The organism is Candidatus Lariskella endosymbiont of Hedychridium roseum (genome assembly GCF_964020185.1).
In the GTDB taxonomy this organism is placed as follows: domain Bacteria; phylum Pseudomonadota; class Alphaproteobacteria; order Rickettsiales; family Midichloriaceae; genus Lariskella.
In genome coordinates this window covers 67,648-83,391 of sequence record NZ_OZ026538.1, presented here as the reverse complement: position 1 = coordinate 83,391, position 15,744 = coordinate 67,648, and the positions used below count along the sequence as shown (strand labels likewise).

The window sequence follows — 15,744 nt, the reverse complement described above, 5'->3', positions numbered from 1 at the left end:
CCAACATCTGATATAGTTCATCCCTGATTATTAGGTAACTTGAGTTAGATGTAGTGCCTGCATCAAAAATATATTCTGCAAGTAATACTCATATATTTGCAAAGTGTATAGTTGCATGATAAATAACTGTTGTTATCTCGAAATGCATTCTAAGTGTTAGAGCAGGTTGGCTGGTTTAACGAGCGAGTCAATTGCTATGGTAGGTTGAAAAGCGCTGTAGAGTTGATTAAAATAAACGCTTATATAAGTTGCACAAGATTATTGTGCTAGTATACATAAATAAATGATTTAGAGTATGATATATTATTTTATTGCTGATTTAATACATCATTTTAGCATATTTAATGTTTGTAGATATATCACGTTTCGAAGTATTTGTGCGGTATTCACAGCACTTTTAGTGAGCTTTATATTTGGCAAAAAATTCATAAGCTTTTTAAAGTCTGTACAAACTGCAGGGCAGCCAATTAGAGAAGATGGACCTGATTCTCATATTATGACTAAAGCAGGGACTCCTACTATGGGAGGTGCCTTGATACTTTTTAGTACAATAGTATCAACTTTCATTTGGGCAGATCTGCAAAATAAGTACGTATGGATTTGTTTATCTGCTATGTTAGCTTATGGTATGATTGGCTTCATTGATGACTATAGAAAGCTCAAGTATAAAAATTCAAAAGGTCTTTCTGCAAAAGCGAAGTTCTCCATGCAGCTTTTATTTGGATTACTTGTAAGCATATTAATAGGTTCTGTGGCAGAAAGCTCTGCGACAACTTTGTTCTTCCCATTTTTTAAAAATGTTGGTGTTGATTTGGGTTTATTTTATTTTGTTTTTTCAAGCATTGTGATTACAGGTTCTTCGAATGCAGTGAATTTAACAGATGGGCTTGATGGACTTGCAATTATGCCAATCATTATAGCTGCCGCGTGTTTCGCATTGATTAGTTACTTGACTGGAAATATTGTGTTTGCAAATTACCTGCAGCTTAATTATGTGCAAAGTGCAGGAGAAATTGCTGTACTTTGTGCATCATTAATTGGAGCAGGGCTTGGGTTTCTTTGGTATAATGCGCCACCAGCTAAAGTTTTCATGGGAGATATCGGTAGTCTCTCACTTGGAGCACTTCTTGGTTCTATCAGTGTGATCACTAAGCATGAAATTGTGCTTGGCATTATATGTGGTCTTTTTGTGATAGAAGCTATGTCTGTAATATTACAAGTCGCATCTTTCAAATTATATGGGAGAAGAATATTTAAGATGGCACCAATACACCATCATTTTGAAAAACTTGGTTGGAGTGAGTCAACTATTGTGATGAGATTCTGGATAGTTGCAATTATATTTGCTCTAATCGGGCTTTCCACATTAAAACTTAGATAAATGATTAGCTTAAATTATTATAAGAAAAAGCTTGTTGGGGTATATGGGCTTGGCATAACTGGGGTTGCTGCAATAGAAGCACTGGTGTTTGGAGGCGCTTCTGTTATTGCCTGGGATGATAATGATTCTGTAATGGAGTCTATGAAAGATCTGCTGTATGAGAAGGGAGAGCTATCTATTGCGTTTCATAAATCTCACCTTCGATTTCAAAGGCCTTCTGAAGAAGAATTGCAGAAGATGTATTCGATCGTTGTAAGTCCAGGCATTCCAATTTGTTATCCTTATGTTAGCAAATATATTCTCTTTGCAAGAGAGCATAATATTGCTTTGGTATCAGATATAGAGTTGCTGCAGATAGCTCAGCCAGCTGCGTCTTATATAGGGATTAGTGGGACGAATGGTAAGTCGACTACTACAGCACTAGTAGGGCATATTCTGAAGTTTGCTGGTATTAAGACAGAAGTTGGAGGTAATATTGGCAATCCTGCTTTAGCTCTTTCAGAGCTGCAGTTAGGTGATGTCTATACAATGGAGGTTTCTTCATTTCAGTTAGATCTTTTTTCTAATATGCGTTTTGATATAGCAATTGCACTAAGTATAAAGCCAGATCATATAGATAGGCACGGTTCATTTGAGAATTACTTTGAAAGTAAAAAGAAGATATTTGCACATCAAGATATGTTAGATCATGCTGTAGTTAGTGTAAATTCAGGTTATGCGATGCTAGATTGGCTCTCTGAGCAAAAAAGGCAAAATATTATTGCAGTATCAAGTAATAAATTGCTCAATAATGGCGTTTCTTTTATATCAAGTAAGATTATAGACAAATATTTTACTGGGTGTGAATATGATTTTGAAGCACCTGAAAGTCTTTTAGGCGAGCATAATGCAGAAAATATAGCTGCTGCATTTTCGGCAGCTTCATTGATAGGTGTTGCGCCAGAGCTCATAATGGAAGCAATTAGGCATTTTAAGGCTCTACCACATAGGATGGAAGTTTTTCATCGTACTTGCGATTTAAGATTTATAAATGATAGCAAGGCCACAAATTCTGACGCAGCTTATTGGGCTTTAAAGACGTTTGATAATATATACTGGGTTTTAGGTGGTATATGTAAAGATGATGGGATAGCCGCACTTTCTGAGTTTTTCTCGAAGGTGAAACATGCATTCTTAATTGGCAGGGCAGCAGATGATTTTGCTAAAACTCTTGAAGATTATGGTGTGCAATATACCATTTCAGGAGACATTCAGAATGCTATAAAACAGATAAAAAGTGTGAATCTTAAAAGTGGTAATATATTACTATCGCCTGCATGTGCATCACAAGATCAATGGAAAAATTATGAAGAGAGAGGTGCTAAGTTTAAAGAATTAATTTTGGAAATATATAGTTAGAGACTTCGTGTATAACCTGAACTTGGGATATTAACAGAATGCCAAATCTTAAAGATTATATTTCATCTATAGAAATTTCTGATTTTTCGGTTGCCATTAATATAGGAGTCTCTGATAGTGAGAGACTCGTGCCACAAGAAGTGCTGGTGGATTATACGGTTCATTTTCAAGGTGTGCCGCATGATTGTATTTCAGATAATATGTCTGATTCTATTTGCTATGCAGAGATATTAAATTGCATTAAAAATTTTTCGGAAAACCGTAGTTTTATGTTGATAGAGCATTATAGCTTTGCTTTATTTGAGTGCTTAAGACAGGACTGTTCTATAAAAGAGGCAACTTTAGTAGTAAAAAAGAAGCCGCAAGTCCCAGGACTTAAGGGATATGCGTCTTTTAGGATTTCGAATTTCAGTATGTCAATATGAAATTTTATTCTTTTTTAATATAAATAGTTGTACATGTCCAGATACATTTGTTACAATTGTGTTACGCGATGGTAACTCAAGATACACAATTTGTGGTTTATAGATATATTTAGCGTTAAAAGCGCTTTCTTATGTATTTTTGCCTAATCTCCTTAGGTTTCTGGGCTTTTTACAAGTCTGTTTTTGTTTTCTCTTTTACATTCAAATGATATTTTTCCTACAGATTTTGTAGGAGTTGTTTTTATAATGGTGAGCTGCGCTGACACTTATGTAATTTTGTAGTGTATGGCTTGTTTTTTTTAAAAGCAATAAAAGTGTGTACTTTATATCACAAGTTGAGCTTTATACTCAGTTATCTGTGAACTTGCGTTTAAGTTGCTTTTCACACATTTTAGATTGATCGGAGGTAATTATTATGGGTTGGCGTATTGATACATCTTGGAAATTCGATGTGCTAGTAAAAGAATTTGGTTATGAAGAAGGGGCAGGTGGGAATGCGTCTTTTGAATTAACTATGAGCGAAAACATCTTTAATAGGGCTATACGTAGTATTCACCTGATGAATGCTACAAGAGAACAGGGCGCTTCTGTAATACAGACACTACTTATGGAATCGATATTCCGCAGATATGTAGAAAGGTTTGGTGGTGCAAATCAAGAAGAGACATTTAATAGTTGGGAAATCCAAGGAGTGAGCTTCGCAGAAATTATGAGTGCGCCTAATATTGGGCGCATAGGTGATGATAATAGTGATGTGATCACTGTCCATCCTCTTATTATGGCTTTGATGTGCAGGTCTATCTCTTCTGATGTGGTCGGAGAGTTGCGAGCAGAAGAATATATAATGAGAACATTGAGCTCTAATAATGATTTGAGTGAAGGCGAAAGAGTATTATTAGCTTCAGCTATTCTAACTAGAGATGAGGCGTTGTATAGTATCTCGGTAGATTATAGAAATATGTTTATTCAAGAGATCAGTGAGAATACGATTGCGCAGGCGGTTAATGTAATGCTCGCATCTCCTTGGGCAATAGATTATATTGCTACTCATCCTGCGCTATTTGCTGAACATCGTGACAGTATTTTAGGAGGTGTTGCTAGTGCCATGAGTATAGGTGGTGGCGATGATGCAAGCTTGAGTATGGTTGCAACAGCTTTGCAAAGATATTCGGAAGATGTGCAACATACAGAAGTTGCAGAAGCTCTTGATCAAGATGAGGAGGCAGCAGAAACTAGCAGTCAAACAACTGATGCTGAGATGGATGCTTGTACAAGTGCAATGTATGAGCAAATAAAATGTTGGAAAGAAACGGGAATAGACAATGAGTATATTATTAAGATCCTCATGGGTAATCAGTCTGGTTCAGAGAAAGCTCAATTGATGCAAACAGTAGAAGATCCTGAGGTTACTACTATTGTTTCTGCTGATGTTCCTACTACTTCTGCTATTGACAATGATGTTTCTGATGATATTACTACTGTTGTTTCAGAAGATGCTGTAGCGCAGCAATCGGTAGCGAGTAGAGGCAGTATTTTCAGCAGAATTGTAGACTTTTTTACATCACCACGTGCTAGAGGTAGTGACAACTCAGCTGCAGTAGAGTTGACCGAAGAGCTCTTTGTTCAAACAGCTAACGCTACTATTAGTGAAGAAGACACTATGGACGTACAGTTAGAATTCACAAATGATATGCCAACAACTGAATTAGAAATAACAATATCTCCGACGCTTAGTTGTTAGTATAGCTCAATTAAAACTATTGCACGCGCTGAAAATCGCGCGTGTATGGTTGCCGCCAGCACAGTGCTTGTGTTTAGGATTTAAAGAGTCCATCCGCCAAAAATTTATATACGCAAACAAAGCAATTTTTGTGGAGAAGTGAAATGTGCAAAAATTAGCCCTTAGATCGGCCGGCATTGTTGCATAATGTGTAGAAGTCAAGATTTGATCTTACAGACAGTTATAAATTTTATATCTGCTTGTCAGTTAAGTTTTGACTGTCAGATATGTAACTGAGATACAAGATTTCATTATTCTTTTCCACAGCTAACTTTTTACTATCCAAAAAAGTTTGCATAGGTGTTTTTCCATAACAATATTTACCAGAATGAGGTCTTTCATTGTTGAAATATTCTAACCAAATATCAAGATCTAATTGCAAGTCATCCAATGATGTATAAATCTTTTTACGCATAGCTGTATCAAAGAATTCTTGTTTTATAGTTTTATTAAAACGTTCACACATACCATTAGTTTGAGGTGAATATGCTTTAGTTGTTGTATGCTCTATACCTTCTATACTGAGAAATAACTCAAAAGCATGATGTTCTATATTTCCCTTATATTCTCCTCCACGATCTGTAAGAATACGAAGCATCGGTATCCCTTGACTCTCATACCATGGTAACACTCGATCATTTAGCATATCAGCAGCAGTAATCGCAGTTTTGTCAGTATACAGTTTAGCATCAGCAAATCTACTGTAGCTATCAATAAATACCTGAGCATAAACCTTTCCTATCCCTTTGAAATTGCCTACATAATATGTGTCTTGGCAACCTAAATAACCTGGATGTTGTGTCTCAATTTCTCCATGTGCTTCTTTTTCATTACGGCGTTTCTCTAGTACTTGCAGCTGTGCTTCGGTCAATATAATACCATCTTGGGCCATCTTAGCTTCTAAGGCTTTCAATCTTTTATTGATATTATTCAAATCATTACGTAACCAAATCGATCTTACTCCTCCAGGAGAAACAAGTATACCACTCTTCTTCAGCTCATTTGATATACTCTAAGTTGTCCATATGCTGTACTCTATCGCCATATCAACTACTGCTTTTTCTACTGCAGGATCTACTCTATTAGCGATTATTGGCTTCTTGCGACTTATCTCGTATAGCGCTTCTTCTCCTCCTGTTTCATATAGTTCTTTAAATCTGTAATAGCTATCTCTACTATAACACATTGCCTTACATGCAGATTATATACTACCAAGGCTTTTTGCCAATTCAAGTAAACCTAGTTTCGGTTTGATGATTTTTTGATTTAAGTTCATTGCTTATCTCCATTTAATAACTAATTTAATTTACTAAATGTAAGATAAAATGTCGACTAATACAGAATATACAGAGTTAGCAACGGTGGTTAAGCGTTCTGTCCCCAAAGCTCTTTTAGCCACCGAAGCAGACCAAAGCTGGACTCACTTTTATTAAATGTATTCTTGCTATTTGCCCATTGCTGGGCACCATAGAGCGCCATTCCTATTGCAGTTGAAAATTCTGTCCCTGTGTTTTGTTCAGGAAGCCCTTCTATAAACTGCGGTTGTCCTAGCCTCACCTTTGTAACGAACATATAGCTAAGCAGTTCTTTTATTCCATTGAGTTTTGCTCCTCCACCAGTTATTACTATCTTATTATTATGTACATCAAACTTATTTTCTTCTAGCTTTGCTTTTAGTAACTCAACTATTTCTTCAACTCTGGAGCGGATAATTTCAACCAGTAGAGCTTTATTAATTAGTATGCTTTCTGTCTCGCCGTCCTCTTCGTCAGTGATTTCCATGATGTCTTTATTGTTATCTGTAGTAAGTATAACTGTTCCATACAGATTTTTCACTCTTTCTGCTGTTGTCATGTTTATACAGAGTCCTTTGGCGATGTCGTTTGTTATATGACTACCACCTATCGGAACGCCATCGGTAAAAACCATTTGTGAATTATAGAATATCGATATAGAGGTGCATCCAGCTCCAAATTCTATTAAAGTAACTCCAAGCCTCATTTCATCTTGAGTTAAGCAAGCGATTCCAGAAGCATATGAAGAAGATACATATCCTTGAGGTTCTAACTGACATTTAGCAAGACAGTTCGTTACATTCATTATTGTAACAGATGGTGCTGCTACAATGTGAAGCTCGGCCCCAAGTTTATTGCCGTACATGCCAAGAGGAGTTGTAATACCACGATTCCCGTCTAGTATGTAATCATATACGAAAGAATGTAAAATCTCTAAATCCTGATTTGAGTAACGTTCTACTGCGTTAATTAGTAATTTATGAATGTCTTTAGAGTTAATTTCATGTCCCATCACTGACAAATCTGAGCTGTTTCTACGGGAAATTAGATTGCTTGGAGATATAGCAACATATACTCTAGTTATACGTTCACCAGCTGCATATTCAGCAGTTTCAATTGCTTGCACTATTCCACTTATTGCAGTCTTAAGGTCTGTGATAACGCCTGCCTTAATTCCACTAGATTTGTTATGCCCAATTCCTATGACTTGCAAATCGTCTTTCAGAACTTTGCATACTAAACATACGATTTTTGAACTCCCTATTTCGAGAACTACTAATGTATTGCTACGTTGTTTTAGCATTATCTATAATTTAATTTATCAATTTAAGTGCTTACTTTTTATTTACAATAATATTGCAGGAAAACAAGAGTTTAGAGTTGTTACCGAAATTAAAATTTTGTAAGAACATAATTTATAAGTATTGGTATGTGTATATTCGTCATACTTTTCAAAATTAGCTTAATCACAATGCTCCTTATGTATTTTTTAACACTTGCGTACCATTCTTTCTAACTCTTTGTGCTGCCCCACTTCGTATCTAGGCACTGCTGGCAAAGCCACTTGCACAGGCCTTTTTTGCCTAATTTTCCATATCATATCAAAGCCCACAAATCTGAGCTTCGTCTTTTTAGAAAATTCAAGCACGCGCATGGTAGTATATGCTGTTATTTGGAGGATTTGGTATTACTTTGTGAATTTCTTTGTAAATATATATTAGACGTAGAAATTCGCTTGCGCTCCAAAAAATCATGCCATCAAAATCTGCGCGCGTGCTTATGAAGGCATTGCATACTAGTTGAACGCTAACTATTCATTTATTAGTGGTATATCGGCAGCTAATTTGCATAATCTTCTGCAAAGTGATGAATCTGATGCATCGCGGAAGCAAAATGTAAGGCTATACTTATATTGATGCGTAATAATAGATTACCAGGAGCTTATAGACTACGCCATAATGCGCCAATATTCTGAATAATTATTGTAAAGATTCCTCCAGGTTTCACATCACTTGTAACAACCAGCGGCACTTCACGATCAAGCTTATCATTTAAATAAACCTTAATGACACCAACTTTCTGGCCACTATGCAATGGAGCCATGAGTGGAGCATTATACTGGGCGACTGCTCTGATTTCATCTTTGCTTAACATCTTCGGTATAACAATCTCTAAATCTTTTTCAATAGTAAGAGAAACTTCAGAAAGAGTTCCATGCCATACTGGAGCAGATACAACAGAACTTCCAGCTTTAAATAAGATCAAATTTTCAAAGCTATTAAGTGCGCATAATATCACTTTTGTCGCTTCAGTAGCTCTTTCTTTTTCAGAAGCTAGACCATTGATCACTCCTATAATTCTTCTTTGCCCCTGCTTAGCGCTGAATATTAATCCATAGCCTGCAGCATCTGCATGCCCAGTTTTGAGACCATCAACCCCATGTTTCCCTAATAATAAATTGCGATTCTTTTGTGTTATTTTGTTATGCGTAAACTCAGTTTCTGAGAAGTAATGATAGTATTCAGGAAAATCTTCTATGATTTTAGAAGCGAGGTGTACAACGTCTGCGGAAGTCATAAAATGCCCATCTGTAGGTAATCCAGTTGCATTTTTGAAATGCGAATTTTTCAGTCCTATCTTTTTAGCCATTTCATTTATCTGATTTGTGAACATAGATTCGCTTCCAGCAATCCACTCGGCAAGTGCTACGCTGGCGTCATTTCCAGACTGCACTATTATTCCACGCAACAAATCCTCAACCGAAACAGAAGAGCCTAGGTTCAAAAACATTTTTGAGCCCTGCATACGCCAAGCTTTTTCACTCACAAGCACTTTATCATCTAGCTTTATCTTTCCATTTTTTAAAAAATGGAAAGCCATGTATAATGTCATCAACTTGCTCATTGAAGAAGGAGCCATACGTTTATAAGCATTGCGCTGCATTAAGACAGACGATGTATTATAATCAACAAGTAAGACATATGGTGCATGCGTTAAGTTTGTGACAGTATCTCTAGCTAAGGACATAGCGCAAGGTGTATATGCGCATATAATAAGCCATGCTGTTATGGTAATTGAAAGTATATTCTTCATCTATCTACTTATCTAATGGTCTATTTTTTTTGTTATAGTAATAAAAGACTTGGCTCCAGAATTTATCAATGAGCAACAGTTTACCATATATTAAATAATATTTACAGCAAACCTATAAGGAAAACGCGTGTAAATTCGATATGCTCATAAATGGCGTGCATATACAGAGATTTTATGCTAGCATAATGTATCAGTTAGGCTATTTTGACTATCAAAATGCTTAGAGTATTGGCATTCGTTATACAGCGTGATGCGGTAGTGATTAGGTTCAAAATTATAAGTGCAGTATCCCTCCTGTAAATGAAGAGCTGGTATATACATGATAATATGTTTATCTGCCAAGTAATTCAAATACTGAAGGTGAGGTTGCAAACCGCTCTTCTACTTAAGTCTGATGTGACTTGCAGAGGATAATGCACAATTTTGTATTTGATAGCTAATTTTTCGAGTTAAAATCGCCATAGCGAGGTTTTATGCAAAAAGCTGCAGGCGTGATTATATTGATTTTATTAACGATTGCAAGCAGTATCAGTTACGCGCTGCGTGTCGAAAAAGTCAGGACTTTTAGTGATTGGGATGTTGTTATTGCAAATAGAAAAGAGAGTTGTCTAAACAACTTATACTTTGCATATGCTGTCTCTGCTCCAAAAAGAAGTGTCAGCTTTAAGGATGGTATTGCGACTCATGGAGTGGCTTATGCAGTGGTGTCTTATGTTATGAGAGGTGCATGGACATTTAGTATTAGAACAAATTTGTCGCAATCACGGGAAATGCGCTTTGCTCTCACTGCAGGCGGAAGAGCTTATACTCTTTCTGACGCGCGTGGAATGCTGGCATTGACCACAAGTAGTAGTCAAGATGTCTCTATTATCAACAATCTTATAGATCACTCAGATTATTTTGAAGTGCATGCACGTTTTAATGATGAACATGTTGCTGTTGATACATACTCCTTGGATGGCCTCATAAATGCTCTGCAGTATATAGAGCAAAATTTTGCAAATATTTCTTGTGCAAATTAAAATTAACTCTCCCATTTTCGTCAATAATCGATTATAATCCACAACCATATATATTGAAAATTGACCAGGATTTATAATCGGATAAGTAAGTAATGATGATCAAAAATGGACTATTTACCTCAGAATCAGTATCTGATGGACATCCAGATAAGATATGCGACCAAATTTCAGATGCAATATTAGATACGTGTCTCGCACAAGATCAAAATAGTCGCGTAGCAGTGGAAGTAGGTATAAAAGGGCATAAGCTATGCATATTTGGTGAGATAACTACAGAAGCTGTGTTTGAATATAAAGACATAGCACTAAGTACACTTGCTTCTATAGGGCATAGCAGTACAAAGTGGGGGCTGAATCTTGATCAATTTGAGATTATAACTGAGGTTAGTAGGCAATCTCCTGAGATTTCCTCGGGAGTCGATTCAGGTCTCAAAATGGGGGCAGGAGATCAGGGTATGATGTTTGGCTTTGCTTGTAGTGAAACAGGGCAGGATATGCCGCTTAGCATTATACTTGCAAATCAACTCATGCAGAAGCATAAGAATATCAGAAGCACAAATGACTTTGCATTTCTTGGTCCAGATGCAAAAGCGCAAATTACTATTAAGTATAGGGATTGGGAACCAATTGGGATAGATTCTGTTGTATTTTCAACTCAGCATACGCAATATGTATCGCATTCTTTATTACAAGAAGCTGTGATAGAGCAAATAGTGCGTCCTGTCGTTGCTGATTATATGTCTGTTGATACAACTATACATGTAAATCCAGCAGGTCCTTTCACTATTGGCGGGCCACTTGCTGATGCAGGAGTCACTGGAAGGAAAATTATAGTTGATACTTATGGTGGGCATGCAAGGCATGGAGGCGGCGCATTTTCTGGCAAAGATCCGACAAAAGTTGATAGATCAGGTGCGTACGCTGCAAGACAACTTGCAAAACAAATAGTAGCTCTTGAGCTTGCCTCTATTTGCGAAGTACGTGTAGCATACGCTATCGGAATTGCAAGGCCCATGGCAATTTCTATAGACACGCTTGGAACAGGCATTGTAGATGATGATCAATTATTGAAAATGTTCTCATGTAATGTTTATGATCTATTTCAGCCATATGTGATAATAGAGAGATTAGATTTGCAAAAGCCGATTTATAAAGATTCCGCAACGTTCGGTCACTTCGGCAGGAAGTGTTTTCCTTGGGAACAACCTATGGATTCATTAATCCAAGATGATTAGGTTATATAGGCGCTGGTGTTATAATTTTGTTAATTCACTATGATAGAACTTCTTCTTCAAATTCTCCTCCAATGAGACAAGTGCAAGGAGCCCAAGTATACCAAAGAAGTGCATGAGCATATTGAAAGCCACTGAGTGACAAAGCAATTGGTTGCTTGGAACAAGTGTTTGAAGAAGTCTAATAAAAATTGGCTATATGTCTTATGACGTTGCCTTCATAAGTGTACGTGCGAAGATTTTAAGGGTATGATTTTTTAGAGTGCCAGTTGAATTTCTGCCTCAAATACTTTTATATATTTTTGCGAGGAAATTAACGAATTAATACTTGAAAATCAGGCCAAAAAGGTCTGCGCAAGTGGCTTTGGTGAGCAGTATCACTTGTGCAGCGTCTATGGAATAACTATTTTTGCAATACTCTTCAACTCAATATAAATAAGCATATCTCTGGTTTATCTTTATTTTTGATCATTTTTTCTATGCAAGCAGATTATCAAAAATTACAGTATATAAACACTCTGTTTGGAACAGAAGACGAGTTGTTAGAAAAAGTTAGACAAAGTGCGCCCAAGCACTTGAGACATATGCAGCTTAGCAAGTCAGAGTTGCAATTGCTTTCTGTGATAATAAAGATTTCTGGAGCAGAGCAAATACTTGAAATAGGTACTTTTGTTGGGGCTTCTACAATAGGGATTGCACAGATATTACCAAGAGGTGGTGTAGTACACACAATAGAGAAGTCAGAGAATTTTTTTGCTATAGCAAAGCAAAATTTTGAAAATACTCAGATGCTTGGGAATAAAATAGTGCCGCAGCGAGCAGATGCACTCGACGCATTGAGAGATATGGATTTGAGAAATATAGACGCTATATTTATAGATGCAGCAAAGGCAGAATATCCAGCTTATCTAAACGCAGTATATCAAAAGCTCAGATCAAGAGCGCTAATAATAGCAGATAATACGCTGCTTTTCGATGCAGTATGGAATGATAAGCAGAATGACAAAAAGTGCAAAAAAATGAGAGCCGCTATGAGAGAGTTTAATACTATGTTGAGTGATAGAAGTTTATTTGAGCCTGCGTTTATTCCAACAGATAGCGGCATGACGATTGGAATTAAAAAATAATTTGTATATGGCACTGTCAGTAGTGTTTACAATGGACTTCTTCTTCAAACACTTGTTCCAGCAGCCAATTGCTTTATAGTTCCGTATGCTCCTTGCGATTATTTCACTGGAATCGAGTTTGAAGAAGAAGTTTAATTTATATGAACTTCATGTGAATTTATGATAGCAAAAATCGTATTATCATTGGCTTTATTATATTCCACTACTCCATATTCAGATGTGGAACATAGTAAAATCGCTATATATACATCAAAGGAACAGGAATCAAGTAATACAAACTTAGAAGATACATTCAAAAAGCGTGAAGAAAGGCTGTTTTCGCTAGTCAAATGTATGGTATGTGCTGGAGAATCTATAAAAGAATCTAGAACAGAATTTGCAAGTACTGTGCGCACTTTTATAAAAGCAAAGATAAGGTCTGGTAAAGGTGATGATGAAATAATCGAGTTCTTAAGGAAAAAGTATGGCGAAGAGATAGTTTTTCAGCCATCTTTTTCGATGGCAAATATGATACTTTGGATTGCGCCATATTTGGCATTATCTATTTTAATTTTGTTATTTGCTATCAAGCAAAAACAAAAAGTAAACAAGCTTATTTCATGTTAGCTAAGGTTAAATAATGAGTTATGATTTAGTCGCCTGTAACTCTAATGAACATGGGATTTATCTTGATCTGCGAGCAATTATGCTGCACCGAAAGTCCAGCAGAAAAAAATGGCAAAATTGCCAAAAATCTTATGGATTTTGTTAAGTAGTATTTGCTAGGCACAGGACAAATTATATATCCGAAAATTAGCCATGGCGTGGTCTAAAGCTAATTTTTGTACATTTAATTTGCCGCAAAAATTTATTTGCGCAGCAAAGCAATTTTTGACATATAGGCTGTTTAACTTACGCACATATGAAGTGAAACTTCGAGGGGCTGGAAAAAACTTGTAGAAGTCAAGATTTGATCTTACAGACAGTTATAAATTTGAGAGTTTTCACATAAAGATAGATAAGAGCTGTTCTTGATATTGTTTGAATATTTGTGTAATAGTAAGAGCGCACCAAAGCTTGATGGATCCGTATACCATTGACTCTTTTTTAGAAACGATTTTAGTGCGCCGTGTCATTCGGCATAAATGATGTCGCGTGTTGCTATTATCTCTCTCGATACATACTGTGCCAGACTTTCCAATTGTATGACGCTCTTTGGGTAAAATTTTAGAAAAAGCATCCCAATCATCCGTATAAAAATGACATTCTTTCAGATGACTCACTTTTTGTAGAGCTTTTGGAATGTTGCAGTATCACGATTGCCTGTAACCCAGGCAACTGTTCTCCTTGTACTACGATCAACTGCCTTAATGATCCAAAGCTTGTTTTTTTTGAACCAATAAAATGCCACATCTCGTCGAATTCCATCTCCATAATATCCGAAGAGACAACTGGCTCCTGAGTCTTGCCCATCGCCTCTACTACCCAGCGATAAATTATGGACGGCGAATGCCCTAATATCTTGCCTAACATAGAAAAAGAGCCATTACCAAGACTATATAGCATAACGCATAATGCTTTCTTAACAGCTGTTTGAGGCTTCTTGCCCAGATCGCCCTCAACAAAATTTAGAACATGATCTGCACTTATAACGCTGTACACCCCCTCACAATGCCATTCTTTACAAAGATATCAGAGCAACATCCCTTACAACAAACCATAAAACCACTCTTTAGTTTTTAAAAAAGTGATCATATCATACTTCTATCTAATTGTGAAAACTCTCATAAATTTTATATCTGCTTGTCAGTTAAGTTTTGACTGTCAGATATGTAACTGAGATACAAGATTTCATTATTCTTTTCCACAGCTAACTTTTTACTATCCAAAAAAGTTTGCATAGGTGTTTTTCCATAACAATATTTACCAGAATGAGGTCTTTCATTGTTGAAATACTCTAACCAAATATCAAGATCTAATTGCAAGTCATCCAATGATGTATAAATCTTTTTACGCATAGCTGTATCAAAGAATTCTTGTTTCATAGTTTTATTAAAACGTTCACACATACCATTAGTTTGAGGTGAATATGCTTTAGTTGTTGTATGCTCTATACCTTCTATACTGAGAAATAACTCAAAAGCATGATGTTCTATATTTCCCTTATATTCTCCTCCACGATCTGTAAGAATACGAAGCATCGGTATCCCTTGACTCTCATACCATGGTAACACTCGATCATTTAGCATATCAGCAGCAGTAATCGCAGTTTTGTCAGTATACAGTTTAGCATCAGCAAATCTACTGTAGCTATCAATAAATACCTGAGCATAAACCTTTCCTATCCCTTTGAAATTGCCTACATAATATGTGTCTTGGCAACCTAAATAACCTGGATGTTGTGTCTCAATTTCTCCATGTGCTTCTTTTTCATTACGGCGTTTCTCTAGTACTTGCAGCTGTGCTTCGGTCAATATAATACCATCTTGGGCCATCTTAGCTTCTAAGGCTTTCAATCTTTTATTGATATTATTCAAATCATTACGTAACCAAATCGATCTTACTCCTCCAGGAGAAACAAGTATACCACTCTTCTTCAGCTCATTTGATACTCTAAGTTGTCCATATGCTGTACTCCATCGCCATATCAACTACTGCTTTTTCTACTGCAGGATCTACTCTATTAGCGATTATTGGCTTCTTGCGACTTATCTCGTATAGCGCTTCTTCTCCTCCTGTTTCATATAGTTCTTTAAATCTGTAATAGCTATCTCTACTATAACACATTGCCTTACATGCAGATTATATACTACCAAGGCTTTTTGCCAATTCAAGTAAACCTAGTTTCGGTTTGATGATTTTTTGATTTAAGTTCATTGCTTATCTCCATTTAATAACTAATTTAATTTACTAAATGTAAGATAAAATGTCGACTAATACAGATAATAGCAAGTCTCTGCGTCAAAATTTGATTTGTTATAAATTTTTGGCAGATGGACTAGTTATGACGCA

Annotated in this window: 12 protein-coding genes and 2 pseudogenes; 8 read left to right on the top strand and 6 right to left on the bottom strand. The window is 36.3% G+C overall.

Going from position 1 to position 15,744, the window contains the following annotated elements; translation table 11 throughout:
• Nucleotides 1–295 precede the first annotated feature (295 nt).
• From mraY to AACK98_RS00370, 4 genes are all read left to right on the top strand, one after another.
• Complete coding sequence (gene mraY / locus AACK98_RS00385) at nt 296–1,381, top strand: phospho-N-acetylmuramoyl-pentapeptide-transferase (protein ID WP_339041424.1); 1,086 nt, start codon at nt 296–298, stop codon at nt 1,379–1,381.
• Nucleotides 1,382–2,779, top strand: coding sequence for a UDP-N-acetylmuramoyl-L-alanine--D-glutamate ligase (murD, locus tag AACK98_RS00380; protein WP_339041422.1), 1,398 nt, complete (start codon nt 1,382–1,384; stop codon nt 2,777–2,779). It begins immediately after the preceding gene.
• Nucleotides 2,780–2,817: 38 nt separating this feature from the next.
• Nucleotides 2,818–3,204, top strand: coding sequence for a dihydroneopterin aldolase (locus tag AACK98_RS00375; RefSeq protein ID WP_339041420.1), 387 nt, complete (start codon nt 2,818–2,820; stop codon nt 3,202–3,204).
• 415 nt (nt 3,205–3,619) lie between these two features.
• A complete protein-coding gene (locus tag AACK98_RS00370) occupies nt 3,620–4,945 on the top strand; it encodes a hypothetical protein (RefSeq protein ID WP_339041418.1) in 1,326 nt (441 codons plus the stop codon).
• A gap of 229 nt (nt 4,946–5,174) precedes the next feature.
• Here the strand turns inward: AACK98_RS00370 and AACK98_RS00365 are convergent.
• The 3 genes and pseudogenes from AACK98_RS00365 to AACK98_RS00355 all read right to left on the bottom strand — a co-directional run bounded on the left by AACK98_RS00365 (nt 5,175) and on the right by AACK98_RS00355 (nt 9,306).
• Nucleotides 5,175–6,170: pseudogene (locus AACK98_RS00365) on the bottom strand (IS481 family transposase).
• 179 nt (nt 6,171–6,349) lie between these two features.
• The gene (gene ftsA / locus AACK98_RS00360; RefSeq protein WP_339041416.1) at nt 6,350–7,582 is read right to left on the bottom strand and encodes a cell division protein FtsA; all 1,233 of its coding nucleotides are present in this window, start codon (nt 7,580–7,582) and stop codon (nt 6,350–6,352) included.
• A 638-nt stretch (nt 7,583–8,220) separates the two neighbouring features.
• Entirely contained in the window at nt 8,221–9,306 is a 1,086-nt protein-coding gene (locus tag AACK98_RS00355) for a D-alanyl-D-alanine carboxypeptidase family protein (protein WP_339041414.1), read from the bottom strand.
• A gap of 539 nt (nt 9,307–9,845) precedes the next feature.
• On the opposite strand from AACK98_RS00355, the gene AACK98_RS00350 reads away from it, so the two are divergent.
• From AACK98_RS00350 to AACK98_RS00335, 4 genes are all read left to right on the top strand, one after another.
• A complete protein-coding gene (locus AACK98_RS00350; protein ID WP_339041412.1) occupies nt 9,846–10,394 on the top strand; it encodes a hypothetical protein in 549 nt (182 codons plus the stop codon).
• A 92-nt stretch (nt 10,395–10,486) separates the two neighbouring features.
• Nucleotides 10,487–11,629, top strand: a complete 1,143-nt coding sequence (gene metK / locus AACK98_RS00345; RefSeq protein ID WP_339041410.1) for a methionine adenosyltransferase — start codon at nt 10,487–10,489, stop codon at nt 11,627–11,629.
• A 476-nt stretch (nt 11,630–12,105) separates the two neighbouring features.
• Nucleotides 12,106–12,753, top strand: coding sequence for an O-methyltransferase (locus AACK98_RS00340; RefSeq protein WP_339041408.1), 648 nt, complete (start codon nt 12,106–12,108; stop codon nt 12,751–12,753).
• A gap of 219 nt (nt 12,754–12,972) precedes the next feature.
• A complete protein-coding gene (locus AACK98_RS00335; protein WP_339041406.1) occupies nt 12,973–13,359 on the top strand; it encodes a cytochrome c-type biogenesis protein CcmH in 387 nt (128 codons plus the stop codon).
• 377 nt (nt 13,360–13,736) lie between these two features.
• Here the strand turns inward: AACK98_RS00335 and AACK98_RS00330 are convergent, their stop codons facing one another.
• From AACK98_RS00330 to AACK98_RS00320, 3 genes and pseudogenes are all read right to left on the bottom strand, one after another.
• Complete coding sequence (locus AACK98_RS00330; protein ID WP_339040346.1) at nt 13,737–14,015, bottom strand: IS1 family transposase; 279 nt, start codon at nt 14,013–14,015, stop codon at nt 13,737–13,739.
• The gene (locus AACK98_RS00325; RefSeq protein WP_339040768.1) at nt 13,978–14,394 is read right to left on the bottom strand and encodes a hypothetical protein; all 417 of its coding nucleotides are present in this window, start codon (nt 14,392–14,394) and stop codon (nt 13,978–13,980) included. The genes AACK98_RS00330 and AACK98_RS00325 overlap by 38 nt, the downstream gene beginning before the upstream one ends.
• A 131-nt stretch (nt 14,395–14,525) precedes the next feature.
• Nucleotides 14,526–15,519 (bottom strand): annotated as a pseudogene (locus AACK98_RS00320) (IS481 family transposase).
• Nucleotides 15,520–15,744: the final 225 nt, after the last annotated feature.